The sequence below is a fragment of the Nonomuraea sp. SBT364 genome (genome assembly GCF_001083785.1).
Lineage (GTDB): Bacteria > Actinomycetota > Actinomycetes > Streptosporangiales > Streptosporangiaceae > Nonomuraea.
On record NZ_LAVL01000150.1, the window covers coordinates 1 to 19,796 of the forward strand.

22 protein-coding genes are annotated in these 19,796 nt (G+C 73.4%); 12 read left to right on the top strand and 10 right to left on the bottom strand.

The features are described 5' to 3' along the window. The first annotated feature begins 165 nt into the window (after positions 1–165). The 7 genes from ADY59_RS38160 to ADY59_RS38190 are packed head-to-tail and all read left to right on the top strand — an operon-like array spanning position 166 to position 6,852. A complete protein-coding gene (locus ADY59_RS38160; RefSeq protein WP_082310722.1) occupies positions 166–1,269 on the top strand; it encodes a glycosyltransferase family 9 protein in 1,104 nt (367 codons plus the stop codon). After that, complete coding sequence (locus ADY59_RS38165; RefSeq protein WP_049573258.1) at positions 1,266–2,453, top strand: glycosyltransferase; 1,188 nt, start codon at positions 1,266–1,268, stop codon at positions 2,451–2,453. Before ADY59_RS38160 ends, ADY59_RS38165 begins: the two co-directional genes overlap by 4 nt. Before the next feature lie 2 nt (positions 2,454–2,455). After that, positions 2,456–3,004, top strand: a complete 549-nt coding sequence (locus tag ADY59_RS38170) for a D-sedoheptulose-7-phosphate isomerase (protein WP_049573260.1) — start codon at positions 2,456–2,458, stop codon at positions 3,002–3,004. After that, entirely contained in the window at positions 3,004–4,347 is a 1,344-nt protein-coding gene (locus ADY59_RS38175; protein ID WP_049573299.1) for a PfkB family carbohydrate kinase, read from the top strand. Before ADY59_RS38170 ends, ADY59_RS38175 begins: the two co-directional genes overlap by 1 nt. Next, positions 4,344–5,018: an SDR family oxidoreductase gene (locus ADY59_RS38180; protein WP_049573261.1), complete on the top strand. Its 675-nt coding sequence runs from the start codon at positions 4,344–4,346 to the stop codon at positions 5,016–5,018. The genes ADY59_RS38175 and ADY59_RS38180 overlap by 4 nt, the downstream gene beginning before the upstream one ends. Then, on the top strand, positions 5,009–5,881 hold the full coding sequence (locus tag ADY59_RS38185; RefSeq protein ID WP_049573264.1) for a glycosyltransferase family 9 protein: 873 nt from the start codon (positions 5,009–5,011) through the stop codon (positions 5,879–5,881). Before ADY59_RS38180 ends, ADY59_RS38185 begins: the two co-directional genes overlap by 10 nt. Beyond that, a complete protein-coding gene (locus ADY59_RS38190; RefSeq protein ID WP_049573266.1) occupies positions 5,878–6,852 on the top strand; it encodes a UDP-glucuronic acid decarboxylase family protein in 975 nt (324 codons plus the stop codon). The genes ADY59_RS38185 and ADY59_RS38190 overlap by 4 nt, the downstream gene beginning before the upstream one ends. A gap of 88 nt (positions 6,853–6,940) precedes the next feature. Here ADY59_RS38190 and mshC read toward each other — a convergent pair whose 3' ends face one another. The 5 genes from mshC to ADY59_RS38215 are packed head-to-tail and all read right to left on the bottom strand — an operon-like array spanning position 6,941 to position 10,854. Beyond that, positions 6,941–8,164: a cysteine--1-D-myo-inosityl 2-amino-2-deoxy-alpha-D-glucopyranoside ligase gene (mshC, locus tag ADY59_RS38195; protein WP_049573267.1), complete on the bottom strand. Its 1,224-nt coding sequence runs from the start codon at positions 8,162–8,164 to the stop codon at positions 6,941–6,943. Positions 8,165–8,174: 10 nt separating this feature from the next. Beyond that, entirely contained in the window at positions 8,175–8,825 is a 651-nt protein-coding gene (locus tag ADY59_RS38200) for an NRDE family protein (protein WP_049573269.1), read from the bottom strand. A 23-nt stretch (positions 8,826–8,848) separates the two neighbouring features. Then, on the bottom strand, positions 8,849–9,613 hold the full coding sequence (locus ADY59_RS38205; protein WP_049573270.1) for an SCO1664 family protein: 765 nt from the start codon (positions 9,611–9,613) through the stop codon (positions 8,849–8,851). Beyond that, positions 9,610–10,158 (bottom strand): DUF3090 domain-containing protein, encoded by a 549-nt coding sequence (locus ADY59_RS38210; protein WP_049573274.1) that lies wholly within the window; start codon positions 10,156–10,158, stop codon positions 9,610–9,612. The genes ADY59_RS38205 and ADY59_RS38210 overlap by 4 nt, the downstream gene beginning before the upstream one ends. Positions 10,159–10,167: 9 nt before the next feature. Next, a complete protein-coding gene (locus ADY59_RS38215) occupies positions 10,168–10,854 on the bottom strand; it encodes an MSMEG_4193 family putative phosphomutase (RefSeq protein ID WP_049573301.1) in 687 nt (228 codons plus the stop codon). A 64-nt stretch (positions 10,855–10,918) separates the two neighbouring features. Between ADY59_RS38215 and ADY59_RS38220 the strand changes: the two genes are divergently transcribed. Beyond that, on the top strand, positions 10,919–11,866 hold the full coding sequence (locus ADY59_RS38220) for an aldo/keto reductase (protein WP_049573276.1): 948 nt from the start codon (positions 10,919–10,921) through the stop codon (positions 11,864–11,866). Between the two features lie 127 nt (positions 11,867–11,993). Then, positions 11,994–12,866: a hypothetical protein gene (locus ADY59_RS38225; protein WP_049573279.1), complete on the top strand. Its 873-nt coding sequence runs from the start codon at positions 11,994–11,996 to the stop codon at positions 12,864–12,866. A gap of 47 nt (positions 12,867–12,913) precedes the next feature. Here the strand turns inward: ADY59_RS38225 and fabI are convergent, their stop codons facing one another. Both fabI and fabG read right to left on the bottom strand, forming a co-directional pair. Next, positions 12,914–13,678 (bottom strand): enoyl-ACP reductase FabI, encoded by a 765-nt coding sequence (gene fabI / locus ADY59_RS38230; protein WP_049573282.1) that lies wholly within the window; start codon positions 13,676–13,678, stop codon positions 12,914–12,916. Between the two features lies 1 nt (position 13,679). Next, a complete protein-coding gene (gene fabG / locus ADY59_RS38235; RefSeq protein ID WP_049573284.1) occupies positions 13,680–14,375 on the bottom strand; it encodes a 3-oxoacyl-ACP reductase FabG in 696 nt (231 codons plus the stop codon). 77 nt (positions 14,376–14,452) lie between these two features. Between fabG and ADY59_RS38240 the strand changes: the two genes are divergently transcribed. Both ADY59_RS38240 and ADY59_RS38245 read left to right on the top strand, forming a co-directional pair. After that, positions 14,453–15,946: a TldD/PmbA family protein gene (locus ADY59_RS38240; RefSeq protein ID WP_049573285.1), complete on the top strand. Its 1,494-nt coding sequence runs from the start codon at positions 14,453–14,455 to the stop codon at positions 15,944–15,946. Continuing rightward, on the top strand, positions 15,943–17,313 hold the full coding sequence (locus ADY59_RS38245; RefSeq protein ID WP_231619090.1) for a metallopeptidase TldD-related protein: 1,371 nt from the start codon (positions 15,943–15,945) through the stop codon (positions 17,311–17,313). Before ADY59_RS38240 ends, ADY59_RS38245 begins: the two co-directional genes overlap by 4 nt. Here the strand turns inward: ADY59_RS38245 and ADY59_RS38250 are convergent. Together ADY59_RS38250 and ADY59_RS38255 are read right to left on the bottom strand one after the other, a co-directional pair. Continuing rightward, the gene (locus ADY59_RS38250; protein ID WP_049573290.1) at positions 17,297–18,310 is read right to left on the bottom strand and encodes a carcinine hydrolase/isopenicillin-N N-acyltransferase family protein; all 1,014 of its coding nucleotides are present in this window, start codon (positions 18,308–18,310) and stop codon (positions 17,297–17,299) included. The two genes, ADY59_RS38245 and ADY59_RS38250, sit on opposite strands and share 17 nt — an antisense overlap. A gap of 68 nt (positions 18,311–18,378) precedes the next feature. Then, complete coding sequence (locus ADY59_RS38255; protein WP_049573305.1) at positions 18,379–18,591, bottom strand: dodecin; 213 nt, start codon at positions 18,589–18,591, stop codon at positions 18,379–18,381. Between the two features lie 99 nt (positions 18,592–18,690). Here ADY59_RS38255 and ADY59_RS38260 point away from each other — a divergent pair, with 99 nt between their 5' ends. Continuing rightward, entirely contained in the window at positions 18,691–19,005 is a 315-nt protein-coding gene (locus tag ADY59_RS38260; protein ID WP_049573291.1) for a DUF3099 domain-containing protein, read from the top strand. A gap of 313 nt (positions 19,006–19,318) precedes the next feature. On the opposite strand, the gene ADY59_RS52965 is transcribed toward ADY59_RS38260, so the two are convergent. Continuing rightward, positions 19,319–19,796 (bottom strand): DUF6457 domain-containing protein (locus tag ADY59_RS52965; RefSeq protein WP_049573306.1); only part of this gene is annotated, 478 nt, incomplete at its 5' end.

Consider the following 19,796-nt stretch of genomic DNA (forward strand, 5'->3'; position numbering starts at 1 on the left):
GGTCGCGGGCGCGGGGTGGGCCGCGATGACCGCGGAGTTCGCCTGGGCGCGGATCGCGCCGGGGCCGCGGACACCGGGGGAAGTGGCGCGGATGGTCGTCACCAGCGTGGTGATCCCGCCGGTCGCCTGCGCGCACCGGCTTCGGGGGGAATGGAGGGCGCGGCGATGAGCGCTGCGGTGCTGTCGCGGTCCAGGCCCGCGGCGCGGAGCGAGCCGGCCGCCGGCAAGCCGCGGCGCGGCCGGGGGCGGGTGCTGGTGGCGCGGCTGGACGACGCCGGGGACGTGCTGCTGGCCGGGCCCGCCGTGCGGGCCGTCCGCGAGGGCGCCCGCGAGGTGGTGATGCTGGCCGGCCCGCACGGGAAGGCCGCCGCGGAGCTGCTGCCCGGGGTGGACCGGGTGATCGAGTGGCGTGCCCCGTGGATCGACCACGACCCGCCGGCCGTGGACATCGACCGGGTGAGCGAGCTGGTCCAGCGGGTGCGGGGCGTCGACGAGGCGCTGATCCTCACCTCCTTCCACCAGTCGGCGCTGCCCCTGGCCCTCGTGCTGCGCCTGGCCGGGGTGCGGCGCATCGCGGCGATCAGCAACGACTACCCCGGCTCCCTCCTCGACGTGCGCCACGTGGTGGACGAGAGCCAGGACGTGCCGGAGGCCGAGCGGATGCTCGCCCGCCGCCGCGCCGCCGGGTTCGAGCTGCCGGCCGGCGATGACGGCAGACTCGCAGTTCGAAGGCCACTTCCGGATATGAGCCGCGATATAGGGCAAGCACTGAGCGCCGGCGCCGTTGCCGGCAAAGGCGCGTATGTCGTGGTACACCCGGGGACCACCGCGCCCGCCCGGTCCTGGCCCGCCGAGAGGCACCGCCAGACCGTGCGGGAGCTGGCCGACGACGGTCATCAGGTGGTCGTCACCGGCAAGGAACGCGAGCTCACTGCCTTCGTCGCTCACAAGGTCGCCGTCGACCTGGGTGGCAGGACGACGTTCGCGCAGCTGGCGGCCGTGATCGAGGGCGCCTCGGTGCTCGTGGCCGGCAACACCGGCCCGGCGCACCTGGCGGCCGCGGTCGGCACCCCGGTCGTCAGCCTGTTCGCCCCCGTCGTCCCCGCCGCCAGGTGGGCTCCGTACGGCGTGCCGGTGGTGCTTCTCGGTGACCAGCAGGCGCCCTGCCGCGCGAGCAGGGCCCGCCTGTGCCCGGTACCCGGGCATCCGTGCCTGTCAGAGGTGACGAGTGAGCAGGTGGTCAAGGCAGTAAGGGAGCTGGCGCAGTGAAGATCGATCTCATCTCCGAGCACGCCGATCCGCTGGCCGCCGTAGGCGGCGTCGACTCGGGCGGCCAGAACGTCTACGTGGCCGCGCTGGCCATGGCCCTGGCCGGCCGCGGCCACTCCGTGGTCGTGCACACCCGCCGGTCCGATCCCGCCCGTCCCGCGTCGGTGCCGCTGGCGCCCGGGGTCACGGTCTCCTACGTCCCGGCGGGACCGGCCGCGCCGGTGCCCAAGGACGAGCTTCCCCCGTACATGCCCGAGTTCACCGAGCACCTGGCCGACCGGTGGGCGCGCCGCCCGCCGGACGTGGTGCACGCGCACTTCTGGATGAGCGGGCAGGCGGCGCTGCAGGCCGCCGAGGACGTGCCCGTGGTGCAGACCTTCCACGCGCTGGGCACGGTCAAGCGGCGCTGGCAGGGCGCCGCCGACACCAGCCCGGCGCACCGGATCGCGACCGAGCGCGAGATCGGCAGGCGGGCCGACGCGGTCCTGGCGACGTGCCGCGACGAGGTGCTCGAACTGCGCGCGATGGGCGTTCCCGAGCAGCGGATCTCGGTGGTGCCGTGCGGGGTCGACGTGGACACGTTCCGCCCGGGCGGGCCGGTCGCGCCGCGCACGGGACGGCCGCTGGTGCTCAGCATCGGCCGGCTGGTGCCGCGCAAGGGCGTCGACACGGTGATCGCGGCGCTGCGCAGGCTGCCGGACGCCGAGCTGGTGATCGCGGGCGGGCGGGCCGACGACGAGGAGGCGGTGCGGCTGCGCGACCTGGCCGGCCGCTACGGGCTGGCCGACCGGGTGCGGGTGATCGGCAGCGTGCCGCGCGAGGACGTGCCGGCGCTGATGCGCTCGGCCGACGTGCTGGTCACGGTCCCCTGGTACGAGCCGTTCGGGATGGTGCCCGTGGAGGCGATGGCGTGCGGGCTCCCGGTGGTGGCCTCGGCCGTCGGCGGCCACCTGGACACGGTGGCCGGGGCCGGCCTGCTGGTGCCGCCGCGCCGGCCGCGGGCGCTGGCCAGGGCGCTGCGCGAGGTTCTCGACAGTCCGGACAGACGCCGGGAGCTCGGCGAGGCAGGGGCCCGCCGGGCCCGTGACAGGTACGCCTGGCCGCGCGTCGCCGAGCAGACCGAGGCCGTGTACACGCAGGTCATCGACGGCCAGCCGCGCCGTCTGGCCGCGCTTGGGGGGTAGCCATGGACACGCATCTGGAAAAGCTCCGCACCGCTCTGACGAGGGTCGACGGCCACTCGGTCACCGTCCGCGCCTGGGGCGGCAAGCTGGCCGGCGTGCTGTCGGCCGGCGGCAGGCTGCTGGCCTGCGGCAACGGCGGTTCGGCGGCCGAGGCGCAGCACCTGACGGCCGAGCTGGTCGGCAGGTTCAGGGACGACAGGCAGGCGTACGCGGCGATCCCGCTGCACGCCGACACCTCCTCGATGACCGCGATCGCCAACGACTTCGGCGCCGAGGAGGTCTACGCCCGCCAGGTGCGGGCGCACGGCCGGCCGGGTGACGTGCTGGTGTGCCTGTCCACCAGCGGCTGCAGCACGAATGTGATCAACGCCGCGCTGGCGGCGCAGGAGTGCGGCATCCTCGCGTGGGCGCTGACCGGTCCCGCGCCGAACCCGCTGGCCGACCTCTGCGACGAGACCGTCGCGGTGCCGTTCGAGGACACCGCCACCGTCCAGGAGGTCCACCTGGCGATGATCCACATGCTCTGCGACGCCGTGGAAGAGGCGCTGTGATGGGGCCGCTCGTCGTCATCGGGGACACGCTGCTCGACGTGGACGTCGAGGGTGACAGCGAGCGCCTGTGCCCGGACGCGCCCGTACCGGTGATCGACGTGGCCGCCGAGCGCGCCCGGCCCGGCGGCGCGGGCCTGGCGGCGCTGCTGGCCGCCCGCGACGGCGCCGACGTGGTGCTGATCACCGCGATCGGTGACGACCCGGCCGGCCGCCGCCTGTGCGGCCTGCTGTCGGACGAGCTGGAGCTGGTACGGCTCCCGCTGCGCGGCGGCACCGTACGCAAGACCAGGATCAGGTCGCGCGGCCAGACGCTGCTGCGGATCGACACCGGCGATGGCGAGGCCAGACGCGCGCCCGAGCACGCCAGGGCGGCCGAGGCGGTCGCCGGGGCGGGCGCGGTGCTGGTCGCCGACTACGGCAGGGGCGTCGCCCGGGTGGCGCTGGAGCTGCTGGGCGGCATGGGAGTGCCGGCCGTGCCGGTGGTGTGGGACCCGCATCCGAAGGGCGAGCGGCCGCCGCCCGGCTGCGCGCTGGTGACGCCGAGCGAGGCGGAGGCGCGGGAGCTCTGCCCCGGCCCCTATCCGGGCCCCGACCGGGCCGCCCGGCGGCTCCTGCGGGAGCTGCGGGCGCGGGCGGTGGCCGTGACCGCCGGGACGCGCGGCGCCTCGCTGGCGCGCTCCGACGGCTCGCTCACCAGGATTCCGGCGCCCGTGCTGGCCACCGGCCAGGACGCGTGCGGCGCCGGTGACCGGCTCGCGAGCGCCGCGGCGCTCGCGTTGCGGGCCGGCGCGGACGTGGAGGAGGCGGTGACCATCGGCGTCGGCGAGGCTTCGCGCTTCGTCGCGCGCGGCGGCGCCGCCGCGGTCCGCGTCCAGGAGCAGGAGCTGGGCGACCGGCCGCGGACCGCGGTCGAGGTGGCCGAGCTCACCCGGGCCTCCGGCGGGCGGCTGATCGCCACCGGGGGCTGCTTCGACCTGCTGCACGCCGGGCACGTGAGCCTGCTGCGGCGGGCCAGGGCGCTGGGCGACGCACTCGTCGTCTGCGTCAACTCCGACGCGTCGGTGCGCAGGCTCAAGGGCCCCGCCCGGCCCGTCGTGGACGTTCGCGACCGCGTCGAGGTGCTGCGGGCGCTGAGCTGCGTGGACGCGGTGCTGGTGTTCGACGAGGACACCCCCGTGGACGCGATCGAGCTGCTCCGCCCCGACGTGTGGGTGAAGGGCGGCGACTACGAGGGCGGGCACCTGCCCGAATCCGAGGTCCTGGACGGGCTCGGCGCGGAAACCGTCGTGCTGAGCCTGCTGCCGGGGCGTTCGACCACGAATCTGATCAGGGAGATCCGATGAACGTATTGATCACCGGGGGCGCGTCCGGGCTCGGCCTGGCCACGGCGGAAGCCGTGGAGAAGGAGGGCTGGCGTCCGCTGGTCGTCGACGTGCGCGATCCCGACCAGCGCTTCGAGCACGTGACCGCCGACCTGGCCGACCGGGGCGAGGCCGAGCGGGCGGTGCGGGAGCTGGCCGGGCGGGCCGGCGGCCTGGACGCCGTCGTCACCGCCGCGGGCATCGACGCGTGCGGGCGGCTGGAGGACGTGCCCGCCGACGACTGGGAGCGGGTGATCCGGGTGAACCTGCTCGGCACCGCCGCGGTCGTCCGGGCGGCGCTGCCGTACCTGAAGACGTCCCGGGGCCGGGTCGTCACCTGCGCGTCCACGCTCGGGCTGCGGCCGCTCAGCGACGCCTCGGCCTACAGCGCGTCGAAGTTCGGCGTCGTCGGGTTCACCCGCGCGCTGGCGGTCGAGATGCGCGGCGAGGTGGGCGTGACGCTGCTGGTGCCGGGCGGCATGCGCACGGCCTTCTTCGACGGCCGGCCCGAGCAGTACAAGCCGGGCCCCGAGGCCGGGCTGAACGACCCGGCGGACGTCGCCAGGACGGTGGTGTTCGCGCTGGCGCAGCCGGCCGGCTGCGAGATCAGGGAGCTCGTCATCTGCCCCGACACGGAGACATCATGGCCCTAGAACTGCTGGCGCTGCGCGGGCTCGGGCTGGGCGACCTGCTGACGGCCGTCCCGCCGCTGCGCGCGCTGCGCCAGGCCTTCCCGGAGCACCGGATCACGCTCGCCGCCCCGGCCCCGCTGGGCCCGCTGATGCCGCTCATCGGCGCGGTGGACGTGCACCTCGACGTGTCGGGGCCGGGGCCGGTGCCGTTCGAGAGGCCCGACATCGCGGTCAACCTGCACGGCAAGGGCCCGCAGAGCGTCGAGGCGCTGCGCCGTACCGAGCCCGGCAGGCTGATCAGCTACGGGACGGGGCCGCGCTGGCGCGACGACCTGCACGAGGTGCGGCGCTGGTGCGAGCTGCTGGAGTGGCACGGCATAGCCGCCGACCCGGACGACCTGACGCTCGGCGTCTCCGACCGGACGGGGCCGGCGATCGTGCATCCGGGCGCCGCCTATCCGGCGCGCCGGTGGCCGCCCGAGCGGTTCGCCCGGGTGGCGGCCGCGCTGGAGGACGTGGTCGTCACCGGCAGCGCCGCCGAGGTCGGCATCGCCCAGCGGGTCGCCGACCTGGCCGGGCTGCCGCCGGAGCGGATGCTGTCCGGCCGGACCGGCCTGGCCGATCTGATCGACCTGGTCGGCCGGGCCCGGCTGGTGGTGTGCGGCGACACCGGCGTCGCCCATCTGGCGACCGCGTTCTGCGTGCCGTCGGTGGTGCTGTTCGGGCCGGTGTCGCCCGCCCTGTGGGGTCCGCCGCCCGGCTGGCGGCACGTCGCGCTCTGGGCGGGCCGCAACGGGGACCCGCACGGGGAGCGGCCCGACCCGGGGCTGCTCAAGATCGAAGTTTCCGAAGTCGTCGACGCCGCAATGGAGGTCACGTCATGAGGGCGCTGGTCACCGGAGGAGCCGGGTTCCTCGGCTCCTACCTGTGCGAGCGGCTGCTGGACGAGGGGGCGGACGTGGTCTGCATGGACAGCTTCCTCACCGGCGGCCCGCGCAACGTGGAACACCTGATCGACCGGCCGTCGTTCCGCATCATCGAGTGCGACCTGACCGGGTACGTGCACGTGCCCGACCGGCTGGACCTGGTCCTGCACTTCGCCTCGGCCGCCTCGCCGGCCGACTACCTGCGCTACCCCATCGAGACGCTGCGCGTCGGCAGCGTCGGCACGCTGCACGCGCTCGGCCTGGCCAGGGAGAAGGGCGCGCGCTTCGTGCTCGCCTCCACCAGCGAGGTGTACGGCGACCCGCTGGAGCACCCGCAGCGCGAGACGTACTGGGGCAACGTCAACCCGGTCGGCCCGCGCAGCGTCTACGACGAGGCCAAGCGCTTCGCCGAGTCGCTGACCACGGCCTACCGGCACTCGCGGGGCACCGACACGGGCATCGTGCGCATCTTCAACACCTACGGGCCGCGCATGCGGCCGTTCGACGGCCGGGCGATCCCGACGTTCATCCGGCAGGCGCTGATGGGCGAGCCGATCACGATCACCGGCGACGGCTCGCAGACCCGGTCCATCTGCTACGTCGACGACACGGTGTCGGGCATCCTGGCCATGGCGGCCAGCGACTTCGACGGCCCGGTGAACATCGGCAACCCGGACGAGCTGACCATGCTGGAGCTGGCCACGATGGTCAGGGAGCTGAGCGGGTCGTCGTCGCCGATCGAGTTCATCGACCGGCCGGCCGACGACCCCCGGGTGCGGCGGCCGGACACGTCGCTGGCGGCCGGGCGGCTCGGCTGGAAGGCCGAGGTGCCCGCCGAGGAGGGGTTGCGCCGCACCATCGAGTGGTTCAGGGCGGAGCTCACCGGCCTCACCCCGGCCGCCCCGGTCACCGCCGAGGCCGGCGCCTGAGCCGCCCCGGGCCACCATCACCGGAGGCCGGCGCCCTGCAGGGCGCCGGCCTCGTTGCGGTGCGACGCCGGGCAGGGCGCCGGCCGCGTTAGAGTGCGACGCCGAGCAGGGCGTCGGTCAGGTCGCGGACCAGGGCGGGGGCATCCGGGTCGGTGCCCCGGCCGGCGAGGGCCTCGGCCGCCCAGGCATCGACGGCGGCCAGCGCGCCGGGGGCGTCGAGGTCGTCGGCGAGCCGCTCCCGCACGGCGGCCAGCAGGTCGCCGGCCGGCGGGGCGGCGGCGAGCGCCGCGGCCGAGCGCCAGCGCCCCAGCCGGGCCTCGGCCTCGGCGAGCATCGCGGGCACGTACTCCCAGTCGTCGCGGTAGTGGTGGGCGAGCAGCACGAGCCGGATCGCCATCGGGTCGTGCGCGGCCCGCAGCTTGGACACGAACACCAGGTTGCCCTTGGACTTCGACATCTTCTCGCCGTCGAGCCCCACCATGCCGGCGTGCGCGTAGAAGCGGGCGAAGGGCCACTCCCCCGTGGCCGCGTGCCCCTCGGAGGCGCCGCACTCGTGATGCGGGAAGATCAGGTCGGACCCGCCGCCCGCCACGTCGTAGCCGGCGCCCAGGTTGTCCAGGGCGATGGAGGTGCACTCGATGTGCCAGCCGGGCCGCCCCCGGCCAAGCGGGGAGTCCCAGGCCGGCTCGCCGGGCCGCTCGGCGCGCCACAGCAGCCAGTCGAGCGGGTCGCGCTTGCCGGGCCGCTCGGGGTCGCCGCCGCGTTCGGCGAACAGGGCGAGCATCCGCTCCTCGTCGTAGCCGGACACCTGCCCGTACTTGGGGGCGCCGGCGACGCTGAAGTAGACGTCGCCGTCGAGGTCGTAGGTGACGCCCTTGTCGCCGAGCCGGGCGATGAGCGCGGCCACCTGGCCGACGACCTCGGTGACGCCCACGTACTCGCGCGGCGGCACGATGCGCAGCGCCTCCATGTCCGTGCGGAACAGCTCGATCTCACGCTCGGCCAGGCTCTGCCAGGCGACGCCGGTGCGCTCGGCCCGCTCCAGCAGCGGGTCGTCGACGTCGGTGGCGTTCTGCGTGTAGTGCACCTCGTGACCGGCGTCGCGCCAGAGGCGGCCGACCAGGTCGAAGGCGAGGTAGGTGTTGGCGTGCCCCAGGTGCGTGGCGTCGTAGGGGGTGATGCCGCACACGTACATCCGGGCGGTGGGGCCCGGGTCGGTCTGCCGCACCTGCCTGGCCGCGGTGTCGTAGAGCCGCAGCGGGACGCTCTCACCGGGCAGCTTGGGGACGTTGGGGGCGGACCACGATCTCATGTCTTCGAGCCTATCCGTCCCGTTCAGCGGTCATGTCGGTGAAGTCGTACGTCACGCCGCCGGAGCCGAGAGTGAGCAGCGTGACGCTGAGCGTGGTGAACAGGCGGCCGTCGGGCAGCGTGTGCTTGACGATGAGCGCGCCGGGGTCGGAGGAGGGCGGATCCGCGATCAACTCCCGCCAGTCGGCGGCGGCCTCGAACCTGGGCAGGAACGCGGTGACGCGCTCGCTGGCCGGGTCCAGGCCACTGTTGACGATCATGCTGGTGCCGTCGGGCAGGTCCGTCGTGGCGAGCCGTACGCCGTCCCAGCTGAGCAGGCGGGCCCGGGCGGGGTCGGCGAGCACCAGGTGGAAGGGGTCGTAGCGGGTCAGGTCGAGATCGGGCAGGTCACCCGCGGCGACGGCGCGCAGGGCCAGGTCGCCGCGTGAGACCTTGACGGCGTCGGGGGCCTCGCGGCCACGGCCGTTGAGGAGCGCCGCGGCGCGGCGGGCCGACGGGTCGACCGCCAGCCAGGTGCCGCCCGCCTTGAGGTCCCGGCCGCCGACCACGCCGGGGTAGTCGGGCCAGTGTTCGCCGGGCCCCTCCCAGGGCCGGTCGGCGAACTCGTCCCGCACCCCCATGAGGGTGAGCGGCTGCCCCGTTCTCACGATCACCGTGCACATGCGGCAAATCGTAGTAAACGAGTTCAGATAGGCGGCCAGGGGATGGCGGGCCAGCCCTCGGAGGGCGACGGATGCACGCCGGTGTCGAGGAGTCTGCGGGCCCGTTTCCAGGTGGCCTCGACCTCGGCCAGTGTCAGCAGCTCGCGCAGCCGGCGGCCGAGCGAGCCCGACTCCAGGTCGCGCTCCAGCTTGGCGAGCACCGCCACCGCCTCGCGGGCCAGCGGCTTGCCCCGCCACTGCCACAGCACCGTGCGCAGTTTGTCCTCGACGGCGAAGCAGACGCCGTGGTCGACGCCGTAGACGTGGCCGGTGGGCATGGGCAGCAGGTGACCGCCCTTGCGGTCGGCGTTGTTGACCACCGCGTCGAACACCGCCATCCGGCGCACCACCGGGTTGCGGCTGCGCACCAGCCGCATCAGGTCGACCTCGCGCTCGGTGTCGATCCACAGCTGGCACATGCCCGGCCCGAACGGCCCGTCGCGATAGACCGTGGGCGGCACCACGTGCCAGCCGGTGGCCTGGGAGACCTCGAAGGCCGCCACCTCGCGGGCGGCCAGGGTGCCGTCGGGGAAGTCCCACAGCGGCCGCTCGCCGCGCACCGGCTTGTAGACGCAGGCGACGCTGCGCGAGCCGAGCGTGACCGAGCAGTAGAGGGTCATGTTGGTGGCTTCGACGAGGCGGCCGGCCACCTCCAGGCGGCCGTCGCGGAGCAGCTTGAGCGTCTCCTCCTCGTCCATGGCCGTGGGAGGGGTGGGCCTGATGGCCGGCTCGCTCTCCGGAGCGGTCATGAAGCCGCCTCACCTCCGCGGTAGCCGTTGAGACGTACGCACACGTGACCAGTTGCGTCGAGCGGCTGCCCGCAGAGCGGGCACGGCGGGCGTCCCGCCGAAACGATCTTGAGAGCGCGCTGGGTGAAGGCGCGGGCGGCCCCGGCGCTGATGCGCACCCGCAGCACCGCGGGCTCGGGCGCGCCGAGGTCTTCCTCGTCGACGACCTCCTGCGCCTCGATGACGACCTGGGAGCTCTCCTCGTCCCAGGACAGCGCCATCGTGCCGACCCGGAACTCCTCCGACACCGGCACGTCGAGTGGGCCGTCGTCGGTCAGGTCGGCGGGGGCGATGGCGGGCACCCGGGCGGTGCCGCCGCTGAGCCGCAGCACCTCGTCGAGCATCTCGTCGAGCCTGCCCGCGAGCGCGGCGACCTGCAGCTTCTCCAGCGCCACCGTGGTCAGTCTGCCCTCGGCCCTGGCCTGCAGAAAGAAGGCTCGCGCGCCCGGCCGCCCGAGGGCGCCCGCCACGAATCTCTCCGGTGGGTCGTAGTCGAAGACCGGCATAGCCTGACCTTACGTGGTCCCGGGCCCGCCGCCGACGGCGGCATCGCTCCCGGTGGAGTTTTCTCCCCCGTCTTTCTCCTCCGAATCCTCGGGCAACCGCAATTCCCCCATATCGTTGACCCTGAGAACAAAGGGACGCAAGGGGGCATAGCGAATCACGGTGAGCGCGGCCGGATCGGCGGTTATCCGCTGAAAATGATCGAGGTGGAGCCCCAGCGCGTCGGCCACGATCGCCTTGATCACGTCACCGTGGCTGCACGCCAGGTAGACAGCCTTCTCCCCGAGGCGTCGATTCCACTCCCGGACCGCCGTCACGGCCCGGTGCTGCATCGCCGCCAGCGACTCGCCGCCGGGGAACTCGGCCGCGCTCGGGTGCGCCTGCACGACCGGCCAGAGCGGCTCCTGCGCCAGTTCCTTGAGCGCGCGCCCGGTCCAGGCGCCGTAGTCGCACTCGATCAGCCGCTCGTCGGTCAGCACCGTCAGGTCCCGGCCCCCGGCGACCGCCTGGGCCGTCTCGGCGCAGCGCTCCAGCGGGCTGGACACGATGGCGTCGAGCCGCACGGAGGCCAGGCGCCCGGCCAGCGCGGCCGCCTGCGCCCGGCCGGCGTCGCTGAGATGCACCCCGGGAGTGCGGCCGGCCAGCACCGGCCCGGTCAGGTCGGTCAGCCCGTGGCGGGCCAGAAGCAGCGTCGTCACCACTCAAGTGTCGCAGGCGTCGATCACGGCTTTTCACCTGCCCGAGCGGTAACCTGGCGGGATCATGGAGCAGCGTTATGTCGGCCGCAGCGGCCTGTCGGTGTCCCGGATGGGCCTGGGCACGATGACGTGGGGGCGTGACACCGACGCGGACGACGCCGTAGCGCAGCTGCGCGCGTTCATGGACGCGGGCGGCACGCTGGTCGACACCGCCGACGTCTACACCGGCGGCGACGCCGAGCGGCTGCTGGGCCGGATGCTGCGCGACTCGGTGCCGCGCGCCGAGCTGGTGATCTCGACCAAGGCCGTGGTGACCCCGCTGGGCCGCAGGCCGCGCGACGCCTCCCGCCGCCACCTGATCGCCGCCGTCGACGACTCGCTCGGCCGGCTCGGCCTGGACTACGTGGACCTGTGGCAGCTGCACACCTACGACGCCGAGGTGCCGCTGGAGGAGACGCTGGCCGCCGTCGACGCGATCGTCTCCTCGGGGCGGGCCGTCTACGCGGGCGTGTGCGACTACACCGGCTGGCAGCTCGCCGCGGCGGCCGTGACGCAGCGCGCGGCGCCGGGGCGCGTGCCGATCACCGCCGTGCAGGCCGAATACTCGCTGCTGGCCCGCGACCCGGAGCGCGAGCTGCTGCCCGCCGCCCAGCACTGCGAGGTCGGCGTGCTCGCCTGGTCGCCGCTCGGGCGGGGCGTGCTGACGGGCAAGTACCGTACGGGCATCCCTGCCGATTCGCGGGCCGCCACGCCGCATTTCGCGGATTTTGTCCGCCCGTATCTCGACGAGCGCAGCCGCCGGGTGGTGGAATCGGTCATGACCGCGGCCGACGGGCTGGGGGTCTCACCCCTGGCGGTGGCGCTCTCATGGGTGCGCGACCAGCCCGGCGTGGCCTCGGCGATCGTCGGCGCCCGCACGCTGGCGCAGCTCAGGAGCACCCCCCCGGCCGAGGACGTGGTGCTGCCGATCGAGATCCGAGAGGCCCTGGATGACGTGTCGTCACCCGACTGACGGCGAACGAGAGCCCGACTCGCGTATCACTAGTCGATACCGAATCGCAACATTGACGGGAAAACACCTGCGTCTGATGGCCGATGTCCATAAAGATTTCCTCCGGGAGCGACGCGGGAGGGGACGAATGGGGAGCAGGAGCGCCATCTCGGCCGGGGTGCTCGCCATGGCGCTGGCGGCCGTGCCGCTCGCGGCGCCACCCGCCCTGGCCGCCGACTGCGAGCGCGGCAGCGGCCTGCTCTCCGGCGTGACCGACAGCCTGTGCGGCGTCGTCGAGGCGGTCACCGGCACCGTCGACCAGCTGACCGGCGGGCTCACCGAGCCGGTGACCGACGGCCTCGACAAGACCACCGACACGGTGCTCGGCACGGTCGGCAAGGTCGTGCCCACCGGCCGGCCGCGCGCGTCCGCCAGGCCGTCCGGCTCGCCCAAGCCCACCGCCCCCGCCAAGCCGAAGGCCACCGAACTGCTGCCGGAGACGCTCGAGCAGGTGTGCCTGCCGGTGCTGGCCTGCGACGAGCAGGGCGTGCTCGGCGGCCTGACCACCCCGACGCCCACCACCGGCCCCCGCGACCCCGGCCCCGGCCAGCCGTCGGACGAGCGCAGGCGGCGGCGCGAGGACACCACGAGGGTGCCGGCCGAGGTCGCCACGGCACCGCCGCGTGACACGGTCATGCCGCCCGACAGCCACCCGCACCTGATCGACTCCCGTCAGGAGCCGGTGCGCGACGAGCCGTCGGCCGACCCCGAGGACTTCCGGATCGACCTGCTGTGGCCCAACCCGTTCGCCGAGGAGTTAGGCATGCCGGCCGACGGGCGGCGCGTCGTACGGCCCTCCGCGCCCGCCTCGGACGTGCTCGGCACGGCGCTGACGATCATCCTGCTGGCGACGGCCGTGCTCGCCACCCGCATCGTGCAGCAGCGCCGTCACCGCAGCGAGCAGAGCGAGACCATCCCCTTCGAGCCGGCGCGCGGCAACGGCCACCACCGGCTCGCCTGATCAGGCGGCCCCAGGACGGGCGGCGCGCCCGCCGGGGCCCGCGGGAGTCAGGCGCCGATGGCGTGGACGCCGCCGTCGACGTGCACGATCTCGCCCGTCGTGGCCGGGAACCAGTCGGACATCAGCGCCACGCAGGCGCGGGCCGCGGGCAGGGTGTCGGCCAGGTCCCAGCCGAGCGGTGCCTTCTCCGGCCAGCTGTCCTCGAACTCCTTGAAGCCCGGGATCGACTTGGCGGCCATCGTGCGCAGCGGCCCGGCGGCGACCAGGTTGACCCGGATGCCCTGCTTGCCGAGGTCGCGCGCCAGATAGCGGTTGCACGACTCCAGGCCGGCCTTGGCCACGCCCATCCAGTCGTAGACGGGCCACGCCTTGCTGGCGTCGAAGTCGAGGCCGACGACCGCGCCCCCCTCCTTCATCAGCGGCAGGCAGGCCACCGCCAGCGACTTGTAGGAGTAGGTCGACACGTGCAGGGCGGTCGCGACGTCCTCCCACGTGGTGTTGAGGAAGTTGCCGCCCAGCGCGGACTGGGGGGCGAAGCCGATCGAGTGCACGACGCCGTCGAGGCCGTCGACGTGCTCGCCCACCCGGGCCGCCAGCGTGTCGAGGTGCTCGGTGTCCTGCACGTCGAGCTCCAGCACCGGCGCCGGGGCGGGCAGCCGCTTGGCGATCCGCTCGACGAGGCTGAGCCGGCCGAACCCGGTGAGCACCACGGTGGCGCCCTCCTGCTGCGCCAGCTTGGCGACGGAGAAGGCGATCGAGGCGTCGGTGAGCACGCCGGTGACGAGGATGCGCTTGCCTTCAAGAAGTCCCATGTCAGTGCCCCATTCCGAGTCCGCCGTCGACGGGGATCACGGCCCCGGTGATGTAGGAGGCGTCGTCGCTCGCCAGGAAGCGGACGACGCGGGCGACCTCGCCGGGGGTCGCCTGCCTGCCGAGCGGGATGTTCTTGACGATCGCGTCGGTGTCGAGGTCGGCCGTCATGTCGGTGGCGACGAAGCCGGGCGAGACGACGTTGACGGTGATGCCGCGCGAGCCGTACTCGCGGGCCATGGAGCGGGCGAAGCCGATCAGGCCGGCCTTGGAGGCGGCGTAGTTGGTCTGGCCCGCCTGGCCGAGCATGGCGATGACGGAGGAGACGAGGATGACGCGGCCGCGCTTGAGCTTCATCATCGGGCGGATGGCCCGCTTGGCGACGCGGAAGCCGCCGGTCAGGTTGGCGTCGACGACGTCGGTGAAGGTCTCCTCCTTCATCATCGCCAGCAGGGTGTCCTTGGTGATGCCGGCGTTGGAGACGAGCACCTCGACCGGGCCGTGCTCGGCCTCGACCTTGTCGAAGGCGGCCTCGACGTCGGCCATGCTCGTGACGTCGCAGCGGACGCCGAACAGCCCTTCAGGCGGCTCCCCCGATCGGTAGGTGACGGCGACGGCGTCGCCGGCCGCGGCCAGTTCGCGGGCTATCGCGAGGCCGATGCCGCGATTGCCTCCTGTGACGAGTACAGAGCGTGCCATGAGAACTGACGCTATCTCCTACCGGCCGGTACCGGCTTGTCCGGGGGATACAAGATCACGGCGCTAGGATCGTGGACATGCGCCAGATCGATGACGATTTCCTCGCGCTGCCGCTCAGACGGCTCGCGGACGCCGCCCTGCAACGCGCACGCGAGCTGGGCGCGGAGCACGCTGACTTCAGGCTCGAACGGATCAGGGCCGAGACCCTGAGCCTCTACGACGCGCGGCTCGAAGGCGCCGCCGACGCCGACGACCTGGGCTACGCCGTGCGCGTGGTCAAGGGCGGCACGTGGGGGTTCGCCGCCGGGATCCACCTGACCCCCGAGGCCGCCGTGCGCGTGGCCGAGCAGGCGGTGCGGGTGGCCGAGGTGAGCGCCCCGATCAACCGCGAGCCGATCGAGCTGGCGGCCGAGCCGGTGCACGGCGAGGTCACCTGGGTGTCGGCCTACGACGTCGACCCGTTCGAGGTGTCCCCGGCCGACAAGGTGACGCTGCTGGCCGACTGGTCGGCGGGGCTGCTCAAGGGCGCCGACCACGTGTCGGCGCGGCTGCTGCAGGTCAAGGAGCAGAAGTTCTACGCCGACACGGCCGGCACCGTGACGACGCAGCAGCGGGTGCGGGTGCATCCCTCGCTCAACGCGATGAAGGCGTCGGAGACGGGCTTCGACGACATGTCGACGATCGCGCCGCCGGTCGGCCGGGGTTACGAATACCTGACGGGCACCGGCTGGGACTGGGCGGCCGAGCTGGCCAGGCTGCCGGAGCTGCTGGCGGAGAAGCTGGCCGCGCCGTCGGTCGAGGCCGGCGACTACGACCTGGTGGTCGACCCGTCCAACCTGTGGCTGACCATCCACGAGTCGATCGGCCACGCCACCGAGCTGGACCGGGCGCTCGGCTACGAGGCCGCCTACGCCGGCACCAGCTTCGCCACCTTCGACCAGCTCGGCGAGCTGGTCTACGGGTCGCCGCTGATGAACGTGACGGGCGACCGCACGGTCGAGCACGGCCTGGCCACGATCGGCTACGACGACGAGGGCGTGCAGGGGCAGAGCTTCGACATCGTCAAGGACGGCGTCCTGGTCGGCTACCAGCTCGACCGGCGGATGGCGCTGATGAAGGGGCTCGGCCGGTCCAACGGCTGCGCCTTCGCCGACTCGCCCGGCCACATGCCGATCCAGCGGATGGCCAACGTGTCGCTGGCCGCCGCGCCCGGCGGGCCGTCGACGGACGAGCTCATCTCCGGCGTGGAGCGGGGCCTCTACATCGTCGGCGACAAGAGCTGGTCGATCGACATGCAGCGCTACAACTTCCAGTTCACCGGCCAGAGGGCGTACCGCATCTCGCACGGGAAGCTGGCCGGGCAGGTCCGCGACTTCGCCTACCAGGCGACCACGACCGACTTCTGGCAGTCGATGGAGCGTGTCGGCGGGCCGCAGACGTACGTGCTCGGCGGCGCCTTCAACTGCGGCAAGGGCCAGCCGGGGCAGGTGGCGCCGGTCAGTCACGGGGCCCCGTCGGCCCTGTTCAGGAACGTGCGGATCCTCAACACCGTTCAGGAGGGCGGAAAGTGACTCCCCAGGAGATGGTGGAGAGGGCCCTGGAGCTCTCCACGGCCGACGGGTGCGTGGTGCTGGTGGACGAGGAGTCCACGGCCAACCTGCGCTTCGCCGGCAACACGCTGACGACCAACGGCGTGGCGCGCTCCAGCCGGCTGACCGTGATCTCGATCGCCGGGCGGGGCGTGGGCGTGGTGTCGCGCGCCGCCGTACGGCCCGACCAGCTCGCCGGCGTGGTGGCCGCGGCCGACGCGACCGCCCGCGAGGCGCAGCCGGCCGAGGACGCGGGCGAGCTCGTCGCGGGCGGTCCGGCGGGCGCCTCGTGGGACGGCCCGGTGACGCCGACCGACATCGAGGTGTTCCGCGGCTTCGCGCCGGCGCTCGGCGAGGCGTTCTCGGCCGCCGAGGCGGGCGGCAGGAGGCTGTACGGGTTCGCCGAGCACACGCTGACCTCGACGTTCCTGGGCAGCTCGGCCGGGGTGCGGCTGCGGCACGACCAGCCGTCCGGGCGGCTGGAGCTCAACGCCAAGTCCGCCGACCTCAAGCGCTCGGCGTGGACCGGGGTGGCCACGCGCGACTTCACCGACGTGGACGTGGCCGTCCTCGACGCGGGGCTGGCGCAGCGGCTCGACTGGGCCAAGACGCGGGTGGACCTGCCGGCGGGCCGCTACGAGACGCTGCTGCCGCCGACGGCGGTGGCCGACCTGATGGTTTACCTGTTCTGGTCCGCGGGCGCCAGGGACGCGCTGGACGGCCGCTCGGTGTTCGCCAAGCCGGGCGGCGGCACCCGGGTGGGCGAGCGGCTCGCCACGCTGCCCGTGACGCTGTCGAGCGATCCTGCGGCGGCCGGGATCGGCTGCGCGCCGTTCGTCACGGCCCGCGCCTCCAGCAGGCAGAGCTCCGTGTTCGACAACGGGCTGCCGCTGTCGGCGACCGACTGGATCGCCGACGGCCGGCTGCAGGCGCTGCTGCAGACGCGCTACTCGGCCGGGCTGAGCGGCCTGCCGGTGACGCCCGCCGTCGACAACCTGATCATGAAGGGGCCGGAGGGCGGCCGCTCGCTGGAGGAGATGATCGCCTCCACCGAGCGCGGCCTGCTGCTGACCTGCCTGTGGTACATCCGCGAGGTCGACCCGCAGACGCTGCTGCTGACCGGGCTCACCCGCGACGGCGTCTACCTGGTCGAGCACGGCGAGGTCGTGGGCGAGGTGAACAACTTCCGGTTCAACGAGAGCCCGGTCGACCTGCTCGGCCGCCTGACGGAGGTGGGCGCGCCGGAGCAGACGCTGCCGCGCGAGTGGGGCGACTACTTCACGCGCACGGTCATGCCGGCGGTGCGGGTGCCCGACTTCAACATGTCGACGGTCAGCCAGGCGAGCTGATCGCCAGGTCGTGCACGCGGCTCCAGCGCTGCCCGGTGACCAGCCGGGCGGTGCCGGCCGTCAGGTCGTACACGATCGACCAGCGGGTGTGCGGCTGCGCCACCCGGCGCAGCAGGGCGAGGGGGTCGGCGGCGGTGCCGACGCCCTCGCTCAGCGCGCGGTAGCGGGGGTCGGCCAGGCGCGTGGCGCGGCTCGTGCCCGTCATGGTGATGTTGGTCAGCACGCGGTCGCCGACGACGTTGAGCCTGCCGTCGCCGTACTCGACGACCACCGAGCGGCCCGTACGGTCGCCGATCAGGTAGTGCACCTGCGGGCCGCCGGAGAAGTCGACGTCGTAGCGGCGCATGAGGGCGACCGCCTCTCCGACCGTGGCCGCACGGTCGAGGACGAGCCGGATGATGCGCGCGCTGCCGACCGGCGTGCGGCCCGGCGTGCGGCCGGGCAGCAGGGCGTCGGGCACCTGGGCGAGGCCGACGGCCAGACCCTTCTCGTTCATGCCGTCGAACGGGGCCAGCACCGCGTGCGCCAGCCGCCGCCGGTCGGCCGGGTCCTTCAGGTCCGGCGCGCCTGCGTGGCCGAGCACGTACGAGACGTCCGAGACCGACAGGGAGGCGTAGCCGCCGGGCGGGCGGGCGTGCACCACCATGGCCGGGTGGGGGTCCCAGTCGAAGTTGCGGCCGAACACCGGGCCTGACGCGCCGGAGCCCGCCGCGGGGCGCAGGAACAGCGAGCAGGCCCACGCGTCGTCGCGGCGCGCCAGCTCCTGCTCGGTGAGCGGCGCCTCGGCGTCGTAGCCGCCGTGGAAGGTCATCTCGTACAGCGGCAGGTCGTCCAGCTGGCGCAGGCCGGCCGCCGTGCGGGCCGCCTCGGCGGCGCTCTGGCGCAGCACGGCGCCCGTGGCGGGCCGGGGCGCGGCCCGCGGTGGCGGGGGCGCCGCGCAGGCGGTGAGGACGCACACGAGCAGAGCCGGCAGCAGACGCGCGGTACGGCGGCGCATGACCGCAGTGTGGACGGCCGGCGCCGCCCCTGTCACGTCCCGCACGGAACCGTGACAGAGGCGGACACTCAGGCGTCCTCTAGGCGGAAGCCCACCTTCATGCCGACCTGGAAGTGCGCCACCTCTCCCCCCTCGATGTGGCCGCGCACCTCCGTCACCTCGAACCAGTCGAGGTGGCGCAGGGTCTGCGAGGCGCGCCGGATGCCGTTGCGGATGGCCTCGTCGACGCTCTCCCCCGAAGTGCCGACGATCTCGGTCACCCGGTACGTTCGGTCCGTCATGTCCACATCCTCCTTACTCAAAGGCCATGATCGCATGACCTGTGTCGCTAGCGGGGTGCGCCGTCGCGTGCTGCCCGTCCGAGGTCTACGGTGGGAAATATGAGGGGTTGGCGCAGGAAAGAGGCGGTTCACCAGGTGACGGACGCCCGTCCGTCGCTCACCGCCGACGTCCATCGGCGCGAGATCAGCTATTTGATCAAGATGGGTATCCGGACGATCTGCCTGATCCTGGCGGTCGTGCTGCCGGTGCCGTGGCCGTACCGGCTGCTGTTCATCGCCGGTGCAGTCTTTTTGCCATACATAGCGGTAATCGGGGCCAATGAGAGGGGCAGGGACGCCCCACCTCCCACCTTTCACACACCTGAAGCTAACCAAAGCGAGATACCGCTGCATCGACGCGAGATCGGGTCGTGACTAAGTCTTGACGCATCCCACGGGTTGTAGGTGTACGCTTTAGGCAAGCGCTCCGGTCCCCCGTCGGAGTGCTGGTGCCGGCGTTCCGGGCCCCCGTCGGAACGCCGATGAAGCGACGCCGGGTGGTTTGCCCCCGTAACCACCCGGCGTCGCCCTTTTTCCAGGTAAAGCGTCGCATTAGATGATCTGTTCGACGTGGGCCCCGCATCGGATAGGGCCGCTTTCCCGAAATCGTTTTCACCCCGCCCGAACCATTTTTCACAGGAAATCTTCAGGTTCAGGCGGGGCTTGACTCCGGTAGTTCGTTCCAGTGTCAGCTGTCGGTCAGCGTCTCGGCCGTCGCCTCGCCCCAATTCCGGGCCAGCGTCGTCAGCCGCGCCATCGCCTCCTCCGGCGCGGTGCCGGCGCCCTCGGCCAGCCCCAGCAGATACGCCGTCAGCGGCGCCGCCGGCCTGGCGACCCCGTGGGCCACCTCCTTGGTCAGCTCCAGGATCTGGTCCCGGTCCACCCTGGCCGGGTCGATGCCCAGTTCCTCGCAGGCGAGCGCGGTCCATTCGGCCAGTACGTTCATGCGTGCCTCCTCCAGGTCGTCCATAGTGTCGCAGTCGAACCAGGCCCGGCGCGGCAACGCCACCCGCGCCCGGGCGAGCGGCGCCAGCAGCCCGCGCAGCGACCGCCCGTCATACCGGCCGAGCGCCTCCCTCAGCGCGGCCACCTCCCAGACGCCGAGCAACCACTGCTCCCGCCCGTCCGCGTCCACGGCGACGACCCCACCCGCAGCCGCTCCGGCC

Bases quoted from the DNA above. Each gene is read 5' to 3' on its own strand.
- ADY59_RS38160 (WP_082310722.1), top strand. From the start codon at position 166: ATGAGCGCTGCGGTGCTGTCGCGGTCCAGGCCCGCGGCGCGGAGCGAG.
- ADY59_RS38170 (WP_049573260.1), top strand. From the start codon at position 2,456: ATGGACACGCATCTGGAAAAGCTCCGCACCGCTCTGACGAGGGTCGAC.
- ADY59_RS38175 (WP_049573299.1), top strand. From the start codon at position 3,004: ATGGGGCCGCTCGTCGTCATCGGGGACACGCTGCTCGACGTGGACGTC.
- ADY59_RS38180 (WP_049573261.1), top strand. From the start codon at position 4,344: ATGAACGTATTGATCACCGGGGGCGCGTCCGGGCTCGGCCTGGCCACG.
- ADY59_RS38185 (WP_049573264.1), top strand. From the start codon at position 5,009: ATGGCCCTAGAACTGCTGGCGCTGCGCGGGCTCGGGCTGGGCGACCTG.
- ADY59_RS38190 (WP_049573266.1), top strand. From the start codon at position 5,878: ATGAGGGCGCTGGTCACCGGAGGAGCCGGGTTCCTCGGCTCCTACCTG.
- mshC (WP_049573267.1), bottom strand. From the start codon at position 8,164: ATGAGATCGTGGTCCGCCCCCAACGTCCCCAAGCTGCCCGGTGAGAGC.
- ADY59_RS38200 (WP_049573269.1), bottom strand. From the start codon at position 8,825: ATGTGCACGGTGATCGTGAGAACGGGGCAGCCGCTCACCCTCATGGGG.
- ADY59_RS38205 (WP_049573270.1), bottom strand. From the start codon at position 9,613: ATGACCGCTCCGGAGAGCGAGCCGGCCATCAGGCCCACCCCTCCCACG.
- ADY59_RS38210 (WP_049573274.1), bottom strand. From the start codon at position 10,158: ATGCCGGTCTTCGACTACGACCCACCGGAGAGATTCGTGGCGGGCGCC.
- ADY59_RS38220 (WP_049573276.1), top strand. From the start codon at position 10,919: ATGGAGCAGCGTTATGTCGGCCGCAGCGGCCTGTCGGTGTCCCGGATG.
- ADY59_RS38225 (WP_049573279.1), top strand. From the start codon at position 11,994: ATGGGGAGCAGGAGCGCCATCTCGGCCGGGGTGCTCGCCATGGCGCTG.
- fabI (WP_049573282.1), bottom strand. From the start codon at position 13,678: ATGGGACTTCTTGAAGGCAAGCGCATCCTCGTCACCGGCGTGCTCACC.
- fabG (WP_049573284.1), bottom strand. From the start codon at position 14,375: ATGGCACGCTCTGTACTCGTCACAGGAGGCAATCGCGGCATCGGCCTC.
- ADY59_RS38240 (WP_049573285.1), top strand. From the start codon at position 14,453: ATGCGCCAGATCGATGACGATTTCCTCGCGCTGCCGCTCAGACGGCTC.
- ADY59_RS38250 (WP_049573290.1), bottom strand. From the start codon at position 18,310: ATGCGCCGCCGTACCGCGCGTCTGCTGCCGGCTCTGCTCGTGTGCGTC.
- ADY59_RS38255 (WP_049573305.1), bottom strand. From the start codon at position 18,591: ATGACGGACCGAACGTACCGGGTGACCGAGATCGTCGGCACTTCGGGG.
- ADY59_RS38260 (WP_049573291.1), top strand. From the start codon at position 18,691: ATGAGGGGTTGGCGCAGGAAAGAGGCGGTTCACCAGGTGACGGACGCC.